Source organism: Sorangium sp. So ce426, from assembly GCF_051475585.1.
Classification (GTDB): Bacteria; Myxococcota_A; Polyangia; order Polyangiales; family Polyangiaceae; genus Sorangium; species Sorangium cellulosum_B.
Genome location: NZ_CP150341.1, coordinates 8395707 through 8410477, shown reverse-complemented (window position 1 = coordinate 8410477; position 14771 = coordinate 8395707). Strand labels below are relative to the sequence as shown.

At 72.0% G+C, this 14771-nt stretch carries 11 protein-coding genes; 7 read left to right on the top strand and 4 right to left on the bottom strand.

The window, feature by feature from the left end; translation table 11 throughout:
- The first annotated feature begins 13 nt into the window (after positions 1 to 13).
- The 7 genes from WMF44_RS31260 (at position 14) to rbfA (ending at position 9004) form a co-directional block, all read left to right on the top strand.
- On the top strand, positions 14 to 1198 hold the full coding sequence (locus tag WMF44_RS31260) for a phosphoglycerate dehydrogenase (protein WP_437293704.1): 1185 nt from the start codon (positions 14 to 16) through the stop codon (positions 1196 to 1198).
- A 390-nt stretch (positions 1199 to 1588) separates the two neighbouring features.
- Entirely contained in the window at positions 1589 to 2233 is a 645-nt protein-coding gene (gene rimP, locus WMF44_RS31255; RefSeq protein ID WP_437293703.1) for a ribosome maturation factor RimP, read from the top strand.
- 30 nt (positions 2234 to 2263) lie between these two features.
- Complete coding sequence (nusA, locus tag WMF44_RS31250) at positions 2264 to 3907, top strand: transcription termination factor NusA (protein ID WP_437293702.1); 1644 nt, start codon at positions 2264 to 2266, stop codon at positions 3905 to 3907.
- Between the two features lie 39 nt (positions 3908 to 3946).
- Positions 3947 to 5086 carry a DUF448 domain-containing protein gene (locus WMF44_RS31245; protein ID WP_437293701.1) on the top strand — a complete coding sequence of 380 codons (1140 nt, stop codon included), beginning with the start codon at positions 3947 to 3949 and terminating at the stop codon, positions 5084 to 5086.
- 15 nt (positions 5087 to 5101) lie between these two features.
- Entirely contained in the window at positions 5102 to 8230 is a 3129-nt protein-coding gene (gene infB, locus WMF44_RS31240) for a translation initiation factor IF-2 (RefSeq protein WP_437293700.1), read from the top strand.
- 10 nt (positions 8231 to 8240) lie between these two features.
- Complete coding sequence (locus WMF44_RS31235; protein ID WP_437293699.1) at positions 8241 to 8636, top strand: DUF503 domain-containing protein; 396 nt, start codon at positions 8241 to 8243, stop codon at positions 8634 to 8636.
- Entirely contained in the window at positions 8633 to 9004 is a 372-nt protein-coding gene (gene rbfA / locus WMF44_RS31230) for a 30S ribosome-binding factor RbfA (RefSeq protein ID WP_437293698.1), read from the top strand. The genes WMF44_RS31235 and rbfA overlap by 4 nt, the downstream gene beginning before the upstream one ends.
- Positions 9005 to 9043: 39 nt before the next feature.
- Here the strand turns inward: rbfA and aat are convergent, their stop codons facing one another.
- The 4 genes from aat to WMF44_RS31210 all read right to left on the bottom strand — a co-directional run bounded on the left by aat (position 9044) and on the right by WMF44_RS31210 (position 14656).
- Positions 9044 to 9766 carry a leucyl/phenylalanyl-tRNA--protein transferase gene (gene aat / locus WMF44_RS31225; RefSeq protein WP_437293697.1) on the bottom strand — a complete coding sequence of 241 codons (723 nt, stop codon included), beginning with the start codon at positions 9764 to 9766 and terminating at the stop codon, positions 9044 to 9046.
- 61 nt (positions 9767 to 9827) lie between these two features.
- Entirely contained in the window at positions 9828 to 10829 is a 1002-nt protein-coding gene (locus WMF44_RS31220; protein WP_437293696.1) for a glycosyltransferase, read from the bottom strand.
- Between the two features lie 54 nt (positions 10830 to 10883).
- Positions 10884 to 11645 (bottom strand): hypothetical protein, encoded by a 762-nt coding sequence (locus WMF44_RS31215; protein ID WP_437293695.1) that lies wholly within the window; start codon positions 11643 to 11645, stop codon positions 10884 to 10886.
- 86 nt (positions 11646 to 11731) lie between these two features.
- Positions 11732 to 14656, bottom strand: coding sequence for a carboxypeptidase regulatory-like domain-containing protein (locus WMF44_RS31210; protein WP_437293694.1), 2925 nt, complete (start codon positions 14654 to 14656; stop codon positions 11732 to 11734).
- Positions 14657 to 14771: the final 115 nt, after the last annotated feature.

Genomic DNA, 14771 nt, shown 5'->3' with positions numbered 1-14771 from the left:
AGTAGCCGACAAAATGGACCTCTCGGCTCTGGAAGAGCTCAAGGTGCTCGGGATCGAGATCGAGTCCCGGCCGGAGCTCACCAGAGACACGCTGCCGGCGGCCCTCGACGGGATCGGCATTCTCGTCGTTCGTTCCACCGAGGTCACGGCGAAGGCGATCGCGTCCGGGCGGCAGCTCAACCTGATCGTGAGGGCAGGGGTCGGCGTGGGGACGATCGACGTCGCGGCCGCGAGCGCGCGCGGCATCTACGTGGCGAACTGTCCCGGCAAGAACGCGACCGCGGTGGCAGAGCTGACGATGGCGTTCATCCTCGCGCTGGACCGCCGCCTTGTCGATGCGACGTCGGAGCTCCGGGCCGGCCGCTGGGAGAAGGCGAAGTACTCGGTGGCCCGTGGCCTGTTCGGTCGGCGGATCGGGATCGCGGGGCTCGGCGCGATCGGCCGTGAGGTGCTCCTGCGCGCCCGCGCGTTCGGGCTCGAGCCGCACGCCTGGTCGCGCTCGTTGACGCCGGGCCGCGCCGCCAAGCTCGACGTCAGCTATGCGCGGACCCTGGAGGATCTGGCTGCCCGCTCCGACATCTTCACCGTCCACCTGACGGCCACCCCGCAGACGCGCGGCATCGTCAGCCGGAGCGTCCTCGAGGCGCTCCCCGACGGCGCCATCGTCGTGAACGCCGCGCGCCCCGAGGTGATGGACTACGCCGCGCTCGAGGAGCTCATCCCGCGCAAGGGGCTGCGGGTCGGTCTCGACGTGTTCGCCACCGAGCCTGACAAGAGCTCGGCGCCGTTCGAGTCGCACCTCCTCGGGCGAGGGCTCGTCTACGGCACCCCGCACATCGGCGCGCAGACGGAGCAGGCCCAGCGCGCGGTCGCCCTCGAGACGGCCCGGATCATCCGCGCCTTCATGACGGAGGAGGAGCTGCCCAACGTGGTCAACATCTGCGCCACGTCGCCCGCCCGCTACGCGGTCGTCGTCCGGATGATGGACAAGGTCGGCGTCCTCGCGAACACGCTCAGCGTCATGAAACGCCACGGGATCAACATCGAGGAGATTTCAAACACCGTCTTCGAGGGGGCCACTGCGACCTGCACGAAGATGCGGGTCTCCGGCCGGCCGAGCGAGGCCTGTCTGAAGGAAATCGCGGCGTTCGAGGAGGTCCTGCACGTCGATATCGTCGCGCTGCCGAATCTGGCATAACGCTGGCGGACCCGGCGGGCGCGTCGCGTGACCGCCGCGCGGCGGGGAGCGCTCCAGCGCTGACGCGCCGCTGGCCCTCGCGAGGAAGCGAGGAAGCGAGGAAGCGACGACGCGACGACGCGACGACGCGACGACGCGACGACGCGAGGAGGAACCGGCGGGAGATCTCCGGCCGTGCAGGGGCGGTTTGCCCGTATCCCCCCTTGCATGAAGGCCCGCATTCGACTAGGTTGTCCGCCGACAACTAGGCGGATCCGCGAGCCGGGTTCCCAGTTCGGGGAATCGGCTCTTTTTTTTTGGCGCAGAGGCACCGGGCACCCTCGCTCGGGGCCGATCGCGCTGGGAGGACCTGGATCCGCCGAAAGTGACGTCTCTCACATGCAGCAACCCATGGAGCCTTCGACCAGAGCCGTGTTCGATCTCGGGCGCGTTCGCGACGCCGTCGCGCCGGTGCTGGCCTCGCATGGGATCACGCTCGTCGATCTGGAGTGGATCACGGAGCGGGCGGGCTGGACGCTGCGGCTCACGATCGAGCGCGAGAACGCGGACGACGCGGACCACGCGGGCGACGCGGGCGGCGGGGTCACGCTCGAGGACTGCGCGGATGTGTCGCGCGACGTCTCATCGGTCCTCGACGCCGAGGATCTCATACCCAACCATTACAACCTCGAGGTCAGCTCGCCTGGCCTCGACCGGCGGCTGCGTACAGCGGCCGAGTTCGCTCGTTTCATCGGCAGGACAGCGAAGGTGAAGCTGGCGCGCCCCGCGCCGGACGGTCAGCGGTTGCTCCGGGGCGAGCTCCTCGAGGCTCCGGAGGGGCAGGTCGCGGTGCTGGTCGACGGCAAGCGGATCGCGGTCCCGTTCGCGGATGTCGTGGAGGCGCGCCTCGTCTTCGAGCTCACGGCGCAGCCAAAGAAGGGGCAGCGGCAGGGCAAGGAGCCGGCTAAGGAGTCGGGGCAGAAGAAGCAGCTCGCGGAGGCGGCTCCGCGGTCGGGCTCAAAGCGGAGCGAGCGCGGCTCCGAGAAGCGCAAGTAGAGAGAAGAAAGATCAGGAGACAGGGACGTCATGGCAACGATGGCAGCGATGCCGACCTCGGAGACGAGCCTCGGCAGCATCCTCGATCAGGTCGCGAAGGAGAAGGGGATCGACAAGAAGATCCTCGTCGAGACGATCGAGGCCGCGATCTTGAAGGCCGCGCAGAGCGTCTTCGGCCCCACCCGCGAGCTCGAGGCGCGCTTCAACGAGGACACCGGGCAGATCGACCTCTTCCAGTACATGACCGTGGTCGAGGCCGTGACGGAGCCGGAGCGCGAGATCTCCATCACTGACGTGGACAAGCTGAAGCTGGACGCGACCCTGGGCGAGGAGCTCGGCTTCCAGGTCTTCTGGCGGCCCGAGGACGCGGAGAAGGCGCGCGATCAGGACAAGGAATACGGCGACATCCTGAAGCTCAAGCACGGCCGCACGACCTTCGGGCGCATCGCCGCGCAGACGGCGAAGCAGGTCCTGCTGCAGCGCGTGCGCGACGCCGAGCGCGATCTCATCTTCAACGAGTACAAGGATCGCAAGGGCGAGCTCATCCGCGGCATCGTGCGGCGGTTCGAGAAGGGCAACAACATCATCGTCGACATCGGCCGCACCGAGGGCGTGCTCACGTTCCGCGAGCAGACGCCGCGCGAGACGTACCGGCCCGGGGACCGCATCGTGGCGTACGTGAAGGACATCGATCGCGAGGCCCGCGGCCCGCAGGTCATCCTCTCTCGCTCCGATCCACGGCTCGTCGAGAAGCTCTTCGAGGCCGAGGTCCCCGAGATCTACGAGGGCATCGTGCGGATCGTGTCGGTCGCCCGGGAGCCGGGCGCCCGCTCGAAGATCGCGGTGACCAGCCGCGACGCGGACGTCGACCCGGTGGGCGCGTGCGTGGGCATGAAGGGCTCGCGCGTGCAGGCGGTCGTCCAGGAGCTCCGCGGCGAGAAGATCGACATCGTGCCGTTCGATCGGGATCCGGCGCGCTACGTCATCGCCGCGATCCAGCCGGCCGAGGTGCACAAGGTGATCGTCGACGAGGCCGACGGGCGCATGGAGCTCGTGGTCCCGGACGAGAAGCTGTCGCTCGCGATCGGGCGCAAGGGCCAGAACGTGCGGCTCGCCGCGCAGCTGACGAACTGGAAGCTCGACATCATCAGCGAGACCAAGTTCAAGCAGATGGAAGAAGAGGCGATCTCCGCCCTGCAGCAGATGGACGTGGTGACGGAGCAGATCGCCAAGTCCATGTACCGGCTCGGCTTCCGCGCGCTCGAGGAGGTCAGCGAGGCCTCGGTCGAGGAGCTCGCGGCCATCCCGGGTCTCGGCGGCGTCGAGGCCGCCGATCGCATCAAGTCGCAGGCGGACACGACGATGGAGCGACTGCGGCAGGAGCGCATCCGCTCCGCGAGCTCGCGCACCGAGCCGCTCACCGACCGCGAGCGGCTGATGTTCATCCGTGGCGTCGGCGATCGGACGGTGGTGTTGCTCGAGGAGGCCGGGTACCGCAGCGTCGAGGACGTGCTGCGGGAGGACGAGGATCGGCTGGCGATCCGCACCGGCCTCGGCATCAAGAAGGCGCGCGCCATCAAGCAGGGGGCGCGGGATTTCGTTGAAAGCGAGCAGAAGGTGCTCGATGCGGCGCGGGCGGACGTTCGACGCGCCGCAGAAGTGAGGCACGCGTAGGCTGCGAGGAGAAGTAGAGGGCCGAGGATGGGATCAGCGGTGAGCAGACAGAGCGACGCGGGTGAGCGTGAGCCCTTCGAGAAGGGGCGAGTGCGCACGTGCGTCGGCTGTGGGGAGCGCGTCGGCGTCGACGACGTCCGCGGCGCTCGTCCGCTCGTCCGGCTCATCCTTGGTCCCGGCGGTGTGGTCGCGGTCGATCCGGGCGACGGCGGGTTCGGGCGGGGCGCACACGTCCACCCGCAGCAGGGCTGCCTCTCGGCGGCGGTCGCCCGGGGGCTCGCCCGCGCCGCGAAGGGACGTGTCCACGCGATCGTGGGGGCCGCTGGAGGAGGCGCCGAGGGCGTCGACGATCAGGCGCAGGGCGTCGAACCGCTCACGACCGTCTCGCTGGCGCGGGCGATCCGAGAGGCTACCGAGCGCCGGCTCCAGGGGCTCCTCCGTGCCGCCGTCCGCTCCCAGAGCGTGGCGATGGGCGCCGACGCGGTCGTAAGGTCGTGCGTGCGGGGCGAGGCCGCGCTCGTCCTGGTCGCGTGCGACGCGGCGGCAGGCGCGGATCTGCCGGAGGTCAGGCGCGCCGTCGCCGAAGGGCGCGCCGTCGCGTGGGGCAGCGAGCAGGGGCTCGGCGCCCTGGCGGGCGGCCCGCGCGAGCACGGCGTTGGCCTGATGGCGATCTCATCGGCGTCGATCGCCGCTGCCGTCGCGAACGCAGCGCACGTCGTGGACACGTGCGCGCGCGTCGAGCGGGGCGAGGACGCCGCGGAGGGCGGACGCCGCGGCGCCGGTCGCAGGGGGCGGCCTTCGCGCAGCGCGGCCGCCCGATCGGAGGAGGGCGGGAGCCCCGAGCAACGGAAGGCGCCGCCTGGCCATGCTGGCCTCTCGCGTCGCCGCGCGCCGGGGACGTCGGGCGTGGAGCGCGAGAACCCCGGGGCCGGGGTTCTCTCGGCGTCCGAGGATGTCGGGGGAAGAACCGGCAGCCTGGAGGGCGCGCTCACCAGCCGCGACGAGCGGCGGGTGCCGGAGAGTGGGTCGGGTCGGCTTCTTGCTACCGCGCCGGGGACGGGGGGAGGCGGCGCGGTCGGGGGCAGGGCGGCGGTGTCCGGACCTACCGGACGCGCCTCGACGGTGGACAGAGTGGCCGCAAATCGTCGCCCGCGCGGATGGGTGAGGCGGATTGGTTAACGTGGAGCGAGGTGCATGAGCAAAGTCCGGGTCTACGAGGTCGCCAAGCAGCTGAACATGGACCAGAAGACGCTGGTCGCGCTCTTCCAGTCCATGGGTATAGGCGACGTGCGCAATCACATGAGCGCCGTCGAGTCCGACGTCGTCGAGCGGGTGAAGCGGCACCTCGAGCGGCAGAAGTCGCCTGAGGTGGTGGAGGAGAGGATCCGCCCCACGGTCGTCAAGCGCCGCGCACGGCCCGGGGCCGAGCCCGAGCCGTCCTCGCCAGGCCGTGGGCCTGACCTGTCGGAGGCGCCCGTTCGCGCTGCTCCGGAGCCTGCGCCCTCTCGGCCTGCGGCTGAGCCCGCTCTGGCTTCGTCGCCGCCCGAGCGCGCCGCTCAGGAAGAAGCGCCGCCCCGTCGCCCCGTTGCGCCGCCCGCCGCTCCCGTCGCAGCGCCCTCGGCGCCGGCCCCCGAGCCGGTCGTCGCCGTGAGCCCGCGCGAGCCTGCTCCCGCACCCGCGCCCAATGCGCCTGCCCCGGCGATGCCGCCTGTTGCGGCTGCGCCCCCTGCGCCGCCGCCCCCGGCGGCTCCCGCTCCCGCAGCAACCGCGCCTGCCGCGGCGTCCGTGGCCGCGGAGGAGACGAAGGTGACCTCGCCCGAGCCGAAGCCTGCGCCGCCTGTCGCGGCGCCGCCTGCCACCGCCGCCGCGCCGGCGCCCGCCCCCGTCGCGGCCGCGCCCGAGGCGCCAGCTGCCGCCCCCGCGCAGGCGGCTGCGCCCGCCCCGATCCCTGCGCCTGCCGCAGCGCCCGCAGCAGCGGCGCCTGCCGCAGCGCCTGCGCCTGCCGCAGCGCCTGCGCCTGCCGCAGCGCCTGCGCCTGCCGCAGCAGCCGCAGCGCCCGGAACAGCCGCGGCGCCGACGCCGGCCCGGCCGCAAGCCGCGCCCTCGGCGCCTGCTCCCGCGCAGGGGGCGTCGCGTCCGACGTCGCCGCCGCCCGCGCCGCAGCGGCCTGCAGCTCCGGCCGCCGCCCGCCCGGGCGCTCGGCCGACCACGCCGCCCGCGCCGGCGCCCGCGGCCAAGCCGGAAGAGCCGGCCGGCACGCCGGGACAGGCGCCGCGTCGCCCGTCCTCGCCGCCGAAGACCGGCATCGAGGTCTGGCAGGGGCGCCCCGGCGTCACGATGCCGGCTGCACGCACCGGCACGCCGCCGGCGCGCCGCACGACCTACGACCCGCGCGCCAACGCCCAGCAAGCGCGCCCTGGCGGTCCCAGCTTCGGTCCGGGCGGCCGGCCCATGGGCGGTCGGAACACGCGCCCGGGGATGTTCGGGCGGCAGCGCCCGGGAGGCGGCGGGCTCCCGCGAAAGCCGGTCCAGGTCTCCACGCAGGAGATGGCCTCGCACAAGAAGGTCATCAAGATCGAGGAGCAGGTCACGCTTCAGCAGCTCGCCGCGAAGATGAGCCTGAAGGCGACGGACGTGCTCATGCGGCTCCTGTCGATGGGCATGACGGGCGTGAACATCAACAGCACGCTCGACGCCGAGACCGCGAAGATCCTCGCCAGCGAGTTCGGCTGGAGCGTCGAGGACGTGGCCGTCAGCGAGCAGGACACGCTGACCGCGGCCATGCAGGCCGGGGCCGACACCGACGAGGAGGTCGAGATCCGGCCGCCCATCGTCACCGTCATGGGCCACGTCGACCACGGCAAGACCTCGCTCCTCGACAGGATCAGGAAGGCCACGGTCGCCGAGGGAGAGGCCGGCGGGATCACCCAGCACATCGGCGCTTACCGCGTCGAGACGCCGCGCGGCACGATCGCGTTCCTCGACACGCCGGGCCACGAGGCGTTCACGGCGATGCGCGCCCGCGGCGCTTCGCTCACCGACATCGTGATCCTGGTGGTCGCGGCCGACGACGGCGTGATGCCTCAGACCAAGGAGGCGATCTCGCACGCCCAGGCCGCGAAGGTGCCGATCCTCGTCGCGGTGAACAAGATCGACAAGCCGGGCGCCGACGCCGACAAGATCAAGCGCGACCTCGCGGCCCTCGGGCTCCAGCCCGAGGAGTGGGGCGGCGAGACGATGTTCTGCGCCGTGTCGGCGAAGCTGGGGCAGGGCATCGACCAGCTCCTCGAGTCGGTCCTGCTGCTCGCCGAGGTCCAGGACCTCCGCGCCAACCCGAAGAAGCGCGCCAGCGGCACCGTCATCGAGGCGCTGCTCGATCGCGGCCGCGGCCCGGTCGCGCGCGTCATGGTCCAGGACGGCACGCTCCGCACGGGCGACATCCTCCTGGCCGGCGCCGCGTGGGGCAAGGTCAGGGCGATGACCGATGAGCTCGGGCGCTCCGTCGCCGAGGCCGGCCCCGCGACGCCCGTCGAGGTCCTCGGCCTCAACGAGGTGCCGAGCGCGGGCGATCCCGTCCACGCCGTCAAGGACGGGAAGACCGCGGAGGAGATCGCCGAGACACGCCGCAAGAAGGCGTCGAAGACGCTCATCCCGCAGGATTCGCGTGTCTCGCTCGAGTCCATCACGAAGAACCTGCAGGAGGCCGATCAGCTCGAGCTCAAGCTGATCATCAAGGGCGACGTGCAGGGCTCGGTCGAGGCGATCATCCACGCGCTGGCGAAGCTCTCGACCCAGAAGGTGAAGGTCACGATCGTGAACGGCGCCGTCGGTGGCATCACCGAGGGCGACGTCAACCTGGCGGTCGCGTCGAAGGCGATCATCGTCGGCTTCAACGTCCGGCCGGCCGGCAAGGCGGGCGCTCTCGCGGAGAACGAGGGCGTCGAGATCCGGCTCTACAACATCATCTACAACGCCGTCGACGACATCCGAAGCGCGATGGAGGGGCTCCTCCCCGCGACCAAGGTGGAGAAGGTCCTCGGCCGCGCCGAGGTCCGCCAGGTCTTCAAGATCACGAAGGCGGGCACGGTCGCCGGCTGCATGGCCATCAGCGGCTCGGTCAAGCGCACCGGCGAGGCGCGCCTCATCCGGGACAACGCCGTCGTCTGGACGGGTCGCCTGTCGGGGCTGCGCCGGTTCAAGGATGACGTGAAAGAGGTGGTCGAGGGGTTCGAGTGCGGCATCTCGCTCGAGGGCTACTCGGACATCAAGGAGCGCGACATCATCGAGAGCTTCGAGATCGAAGAGGTCAAGACGAAGCTCTGAGCCTCATCCGATGTTCGTGGGTGTACTCCGTCTCCGTCTCGATATCGTCGGGGCCCGCTCCCTCAAGGACAAGCGCAGCGTTGTGCGCTCCTTGAAGGAGCGGGCGCAGAGCCGGATGCGCGTGTCGATCGCCGAGGTCGGCGTGCTCGACGATCCGAGGCGGGCGACGCTCGGCGTCGCGGTCGTCTCGAACTCGTCGGTCATGTGCGACAAGGTCCTCGCGGACGTGGCCGCGATGGCGGGGTCGCTGCCGCACGCCGTCCTCACGGATCGGGCGACCGAGATCGTGCCGTTCGGCGATGGAGGTGCTGGGGTGCAGGGCGGCATCGAGCAGGCGCTCGGCCGTGACGATGGAGATCTGGGAGCGTCCTCGGACATGTTCGAGGACGCAGAGGACGACGAATGAGCGGCGTGGTGAAGCGGGCGACGCGGGTCGCCGAGCGGCTCCGAGAGGACCTGTCCAACCTGCTCCGGGATCTGCGTGACCCGCGGATCGCCGGCGTGCTCGTGTCGCGCGTGGAGATCACCGACGACCTGCAGAGCGCGAAGGTCCACGTGCGCCACGAGTTCGGCGCGGAGGACGCCGCGGCGCGCCGCGCCCTGCTCAAGGGGCTGGAGGCGGCGTCGGGCCGGCTGCGCAGGGACGTCGCCCGCACGATGGGGCTGCGCGTGGTGCCGACGCTGCGCTTCTTTTACGACGAGGGGCCGGACGCCGAGCGGCGGATCGAGGAGCTGCTCCGAGAGATCAAGGACGGCTCGGGCGGCGAGCGCTAGCGCGGGGTAGAGCGGCGCGCGGCCGGAGCTCGGGCGCGATCACCGCGAGATGAGGCGCTCGATCGCCTGCGCGGGCTCGAGGTCGAAGCGCCACGGTCCCAACCTCGTCGGGGCGTCGAGGGCCACCTTCAGCGCGCCGAGGAACTCGCGCCGCGGCCACTCCATGGCGCCGAATCGCTCCAGGTGGTCCGTGTACACCTGGCAGTCCACCAGCGCGAAGTCCCAGGCGACGAGGTTCCCGAGGAGCGTCGCGAACGCGACCTTCGAGGCGTCGGGCGCGCGCGCGAACATCGACTCGCCGAAGAACATCCGCCCCAGCGACACGCCGTAGAGGCCGCCGACGAGCTCGCCGTTCGACCACGCCTCGATGCTGTGCGCGACCCCGGCGGCGTGCAGCGCCGTGTAGCCGGCGATGAGCTCCTCGGTGATCCACGTGCCGTTCTGCCCAGGGCGCGGCGCGGCGCTGCAGGCCTGCATGACCCGCTCGAACGCCGTGTCGGTCCGCACCTCGATCTCGCCCCGGCGCACCCGCTTGCGCAGCGAGTGGGGGACGTGCGCCTCGCGCGGCGGCAGGACGAAGCGCGGATCCGGGGAGAACCAGAGCAGCGGCAGCCCCTCGTGGGGCCAGGGGAAGATGCCCCGCCGGTAGCCGGCCAGCAGCCGCTCCGGCGAGGCCTCGCCGCCCACGGCCACGATCCCCTCCGGGGTCGCGCGTTCTGGCGGAGGGAAGTCGAGCTTGCTCGTGAGCACCGGGACCCGCATCGCTGTGGGATCCAATCCTCCCAAAAGAGCGCGCGCTTGCAAAGCGTCGCCCGGCGCGCGCTCAGGAGGCGCACACGTAGTCGGAGCCCTCGACGAAGCCGCGCGCCGCGAGGTGGCCGCGGATGAGCGCGCGCGCCCCCCGCGCCCCCACGGCGACGACGACGGTCTCTGCGCCGCGCTCCAGCCGCGACGGGTCGACGATCGGCGCGCCCTGCGCGATCCGGCCGATCTTGCGCGGATCGATGTCCACGAACCGCGCGGGCGCCACGCCGTTCCGGGCGAGCGCCCTCGCCAGCCGGCGGCCCGTCTTCCCCGCGCCCCACACGGCCACCGGGCGCGCTGGGCCGAGCTTCCTCGCGAGGTAGTGCGCCTTTGCCTCGAGGAACCTCGCGATCGCGTACCGCGGATCGGCGAAGGTGGCGCGCCCCTCGCGGTGCCGCCAGCGCAGGCCGACCTCCGGGAGCTTCGCCATCCGCGCGCCCGCGGCGTCGAGGCGCAGCCACAGGTCGTAGTCCTCCGCCCACGGGACCTCCCGGAACCCGCCCACCTGCTCCAGCGCGCTCCGCCGCAGCATCACCGACGGGTGGCACAGCGGGGACTCCACGAACATCTCGCGCGCGTGGTCCTCCGGGGTGACGATCGAGTTCAGCCAGTCGACGTAGCGCAGCATGCCCTCGCCGATCGGCCCGGCGGCGAACGCCTCGACGCGGGCCCCGACGACGTCGAGCCGCGGATCCCGGAGGAGCGTCGCCGCTTGTCGCGCGAGCCGCTCGCCGACCGAGATGTCGTCGCCGTCCATGCGGGCGAGGAGCTCGCCGCGCGCCGCCTCCGCCGCCCGCGAGAGCGCCTGTGCGATCCCCACGCCGCCCGTCGCGACCTGCAGGACGCGGCGATCGCGCTGCGCGATGCGCGCGACCCTGGCAGGGCCGCCGTCCGTCGAGCCGTCGTCCACGGCGACCACCTCCAGGTCGACCGCGCGCTCGGCGAGCACGCTCTCCAGCGCCTCCTCGATCGTCGCTTCCGCCTGCCGGTACGGGAGCAAGACGGAGACGAGCGGCGCCACGCGGAGACCATGGCGGCGCGCCCGCGCAGCGTCCACAAGAACGGGCGCGGACGCCTAGCGCTTCTTGAAGTCGCCGAGGTGGGTGATGTACCAGCGGCCCTGCCACGAGATGATCGTGTGGACGTCCAGGCTCGCCGGCTTCCCGTCGATCTCGTACTTCAGCTTGCCGTGAAAGGAGCGGTAATAGCCGATCTTGTTGACCTCGTCCCCCGGAGGCACCCACTTCGGCTTCGAGCCCACCACGAAGCCGACGAACCGCGCCCTCTCCCAGCTCTTGCGCTTCCGATGCATCGACTTCACGTCGTTCACGTAAGCGGCGTGGAGGTTGTCCCAGTACTTGCCGGGGTCCTTCACGTCCTTGAGCGGGATGAACGGCTCCTTGGGGAACCAGAAGGGCTCGGCCAGCGCTGGCTCCTTCTTCACGATGGCGTCGAACAACGCCCTGGCTCGCGCCGTGAGCTCCTCGCTCTCGAGCGCCGGCAGGATCTTGTTGTCCGCGCGGGCGGAGGTCGCGGCGCTCGCCTCGGCGCCTGCGCTGGGCTCCGCTCCTGCGCCGGGCGACGCGCCGGCCGCGGGCGCCTCGGCGGCCGCGCGATCGCTCCCGTCCTGCGGCGGCTCCGGCGCGCTTGCGTCCTCGGGGCGAGGCGCTGGCGCCACCTCGGCCGCGCTGGTGCCTGGCGTCGCTGCTGCCGCCGCGGGCGCGGCGCCGACCGAGGAGGGCCGGGCGCTCTCGGCTGGCCGGGCATCGGGCGCCGGGGTGGGCGCCGCGCAGCCCGCCACCACCGCCAGCGCGGTCGCGATGACCTGCTTGATCATGCGCGTGCCCTATCGCAGCGCCCCGGCGCCGACAAGCGACGCCGAGGCGCGGCCGGATGCGGGGCCCGCCCGGCGGCGGACCTGGCTCACTTCTCCACGATGATGAACTGAACGCGCCTGTTCTTGGCCTTGTTCGCGGGCGTGACGTTCGGCGCGACGGGGCGATCCTGGCCATAGCCCTTCGCGAGCAGCCGCGAGCCGTCCACGCCGGCCCGGATCAGCCAGGCGCGCACCGCGTTCGCCCGCGCCTCGCTGAGCGTCTGGTTGTGCTCACGCCCGCCCGTGTTGTCGGTGTGCCCCTGGATCTCGACCTTGCGGATGTTCGGATTCCGCTGGAGCACGTCCGCGATCTCCTCCATCAGCGCGTTCGAGTCGCCGAGGATCTTCGCCGAGTCGGTCTCGAAGTGGATCTGCCGCGAGATCTTGATCTCGTTGCCCAGCACCTTCACGAGCGAGATCTTCGGCCGCTTGTTCACCGTGAGGGCGGCGCGCGTGTCCTCGCTCGTACGGACGTCGGCCTGGTTGACGTGGTTCATGTAGCCCTGCGCCTCGACCTTGAGCGTCACCGCGCCGGCCGGCAGGTCGGGGAAACGGAAGGCGCCGCTGCCGTCGGCCGTCGCCGTCTGCTCGCGGCCCGCAGCGTCGACCAGCCGGATCGTCGCGCCAGCGACCGCGTCCCCGCTCTCCGCGTCCTTCACCGTCCCGACGATGTTGCCCGTCTTGGGCAGCGCCTCGAGGGAGCAGTCGACGTCCACGAACGTCGGCCCCTGCGGCTGTGCCGGGCTCGGCGCAGCGCCAGGCCCTCCCGGCTGCGGACCGAAAGGCCCGGGCTGCGGGCCGAAGGGCCCAGGCTGCCCGGGCTGCGGTCCGAAAGGCCCAGGCTGTCCGGGTTGCGGACCGAAGGCGCCGGGCTGCCCGGGCTGCGGACCGAAAGGCCCAGGCTGTCCGGGTTGCGGACCGAAGGCGCCGGGCTGCCCGGGTTGCGGACCGAAAGGCCCAGGCTGTCCGGGTTGCGGACCGAAAGGCCCAGGCTGTCCGGGTTGCGGACCGAAGGCGCCGGGCTGCCCGGGTTGCGGACCGAAAGGCCCAGGCTGCGGGCCGAACGCCCCGGGTTGCCCCGGCGCTGCCCCGCCAGGGAGGATCGTCGCCTGGCAGGTGCCGGGCTTGTACCCGTTCGCCCGGATGTTGAAGGTGTACGTCCCCGGATCGAGGTGCCGCGTGAGGAAGCGGCCGTCCGGCCCTGTCGCGTACGGCGGCTGAGCCGCGCCCTCGATCGTCACGATGGCGTCCGCCACCGCCGCGTCGGGCTTGTTCTGCTCGTGCACGAAGCCGCGCGCGAAGGTCTGCGGCGCCGGCACGAGCTGCGGCGGCTCCTTGATGATCTGCGGCGCGGGGGCCGGCGGCGGCTCCTTCTGCTTCGTATCGTACGCATAGCCAATCCCGAGATAGAGCGTCCACGGCGCCTGAGGCGCGACCTCCTCGATGAACACGGAGGTCGCCGACAGGCCGAGGTCGAACGCCGCGTGTCCGGAGAGCCCGCGGAACGCCTTCTCGAACGGCGTCACCCGCACGCCGAGCGACAGCCGAGACGGCGCCGCGGCGTAACCCGGTCCGCCCTGGTTCTGCGGGTCAGGAGACGCGAAGTCGTCGAGCCCGAGGCAGACGTCGCCGCGCGACACGGTCTTCGTGTGGCACTCGTAACCCTGCCGGTTCACCGGGATGTCGAGGGTGTACTCCAGGTAAGGCTGCACCTTCGGCAGCGGCACCTCGACGCCGAGGTGGGTCTGGAAGAAGTCGACGCGGTTGATGCCGAGCCCGAACCGCTCGACCCGCGAGATCGGCTGCCGCTCGCGATCGTCCGTGAACGCCTTCGCGCGCGCCTTCTCGATCTCCTCCACGAGGACGCCGGAGTTGTCGAGCTTGTAGCCGAGGTTCACGTTCACCCGCAGCGGGAACCCCTTGCCCTGCGGCTTGCGCAGATCGAGCGACGCGAGCCCGCGGAAGACCGCGCTCGTGCCGCCGCCGGCGAGGCCGACGCTGCCGGTCCCGTTGAGCAGGAGCAGCTGCGCCTCGCCGCCGAAGGAGAACGGCTTGCCGATCTTCGTGGGGGTGAACGCCTTCACGCCGAACGTCGTGTCGCCGAGCACCTGCAGCAGCCGCGGACGACCCTGATCGTTCGCGTTCGCGAACGTGCGGATCGACGCGTACCCCTCGAGGAAGGGCAGGGGGGTCGCGTTCAGCGCGAAGAACGCTCCGACGTGGCTCGCCGAGTCCTCCTTCGCGTCAGGACCGCACGTGATCGGGTGACCGGCGAGCGTCGACTCCGCCGGATCGCAGAGGAAGCCGCTCGTGGAGAACCAGTCGAGCAGGAACGACACCCGGAAGGTGCCCGGCGCGCCCGAGCCCGCGTACGACGTCCTGAGGAGGCCGGTCGAGCCCCACAGGTTCGGCTGCGCGGTGAGGGAGAGCGCCCGCTCCTCCTCGTCCCACCCGGTGGATGTCGGCGCCTTCGCGCTGGCCTGGAGGCCCTGATCACCGACCGACGCCTGCGCGCCGAAAGAGACGCTCCCGTCCGGCGGCGGTTGGCCCGGCGGCGGCCCGAACTGCGGCGGAGCGTCGCCGGGAAAGCCGGGCTGCGGCCCGAACTGCGGCGGAGCATCGCCCGGAAAGCCGGGCTGGGGCCCGAAGGGGCCGGGCTGACCGGGCTGAGGCCCGAAGGGGCCGGGCTGACCGGGCTGAGGCCCGAAGGGGCCGGGCTGACCGGGCTGAGGCCCGAAGGGGCCGGGCTGGCCGGGCTGGGGCCCGAAGGGGCCGGGTTGCGCGGAAGGTTGCTCGGGCCCGAAAGCGCCGGGCGGCTGCGCGGGCTGGCCTGGAATCGGCTGAGGTCCGAAGGGCGGCTGCGGCTGCTGCGCCTCGGCAGCGCCCGCGAGCGTGAGCGAGCCGACGAGCGGCAGCGCCGTGAGCGCAGCGCGCCGGGGCCTGTCGGCAAACACCTTCCGAAGCGTATGCATCGAGCCTCACCCGCGAGGTCGAACAAGGAAACGCCCGCCAATCGGGACGGTGGAGACCTCGCGCGCGGCCCGTTGTATCACTCCGGGCGGCGCGTGAAACAGCGGTTTTCGCTGG

Excerpts from the sequence above, each read along its gene's own strand:
- WMF44_RS31260 (WP_437293704.1), top strand. The coding sequence starts at position 14 with ATGGACCTCTCGGCTCTGGAAGAGCTCAAGGTGCTCGGGATCGAGATC.
- rimP (WP_437293703.1), top strand. The coding sequence starts at position 1,589 with ATGGAGCCTTCGACCAGAGCCGTGTTCGATCTCGGGCGCGTTCGCGAC.
- nusA (WP_437293702.1), top strand. The coding sequence starts at position 2,264 with ATGGCAACGATGGCAGCGATGCCGACCTCGGAGACGAGCCTCGGCAGC.
- infB (WP_437293700.1), top strand. The coding sequence starts at position 5,102 with ATGAGCAAAGTCCGGGTCTACGAGGTCGCCAAGCAGCTGAACATGGAC.
- WMF44_RS31235 (WP_437293699.1), top strand. The coding sequence starts at position 8,241 with ATGTTCGTGGGTGTACTCCGTCTCCGTCTCGATATCGTCGGGGCCCGC.
- rbfA (WP_437293698.1), top strand. The coding sequence starts at position 8,633 with ATGAGCGGCGTGGTGAAGCGGGCGACGCGGGTCGCCGAGCGGCTCCGA.
- aat (WP_437293697.1), bottom strand. The coding sequence starts at position 9,766 with ATGCGGGTCCCGGTGCTCACGAGCAAGCTCGACTTCCCTCCGCCAGAA.
- WMF44_RS31215 (WP_437293695.1), bottom strand. The coding sequence starts at position 11,645 with ATGATCAAGCAGGTCATCGCGACCGCGCTGGCGGTGGTGGCGGGCTGC.
- WMF44_RS31210 (WP_437293694.1), bottom strand. The coding sequence starts at position 14,656 with ATGCATACGCTTCGGAAGGTGTTTGCCGACAGGCCCCGGCGCGCTGCG.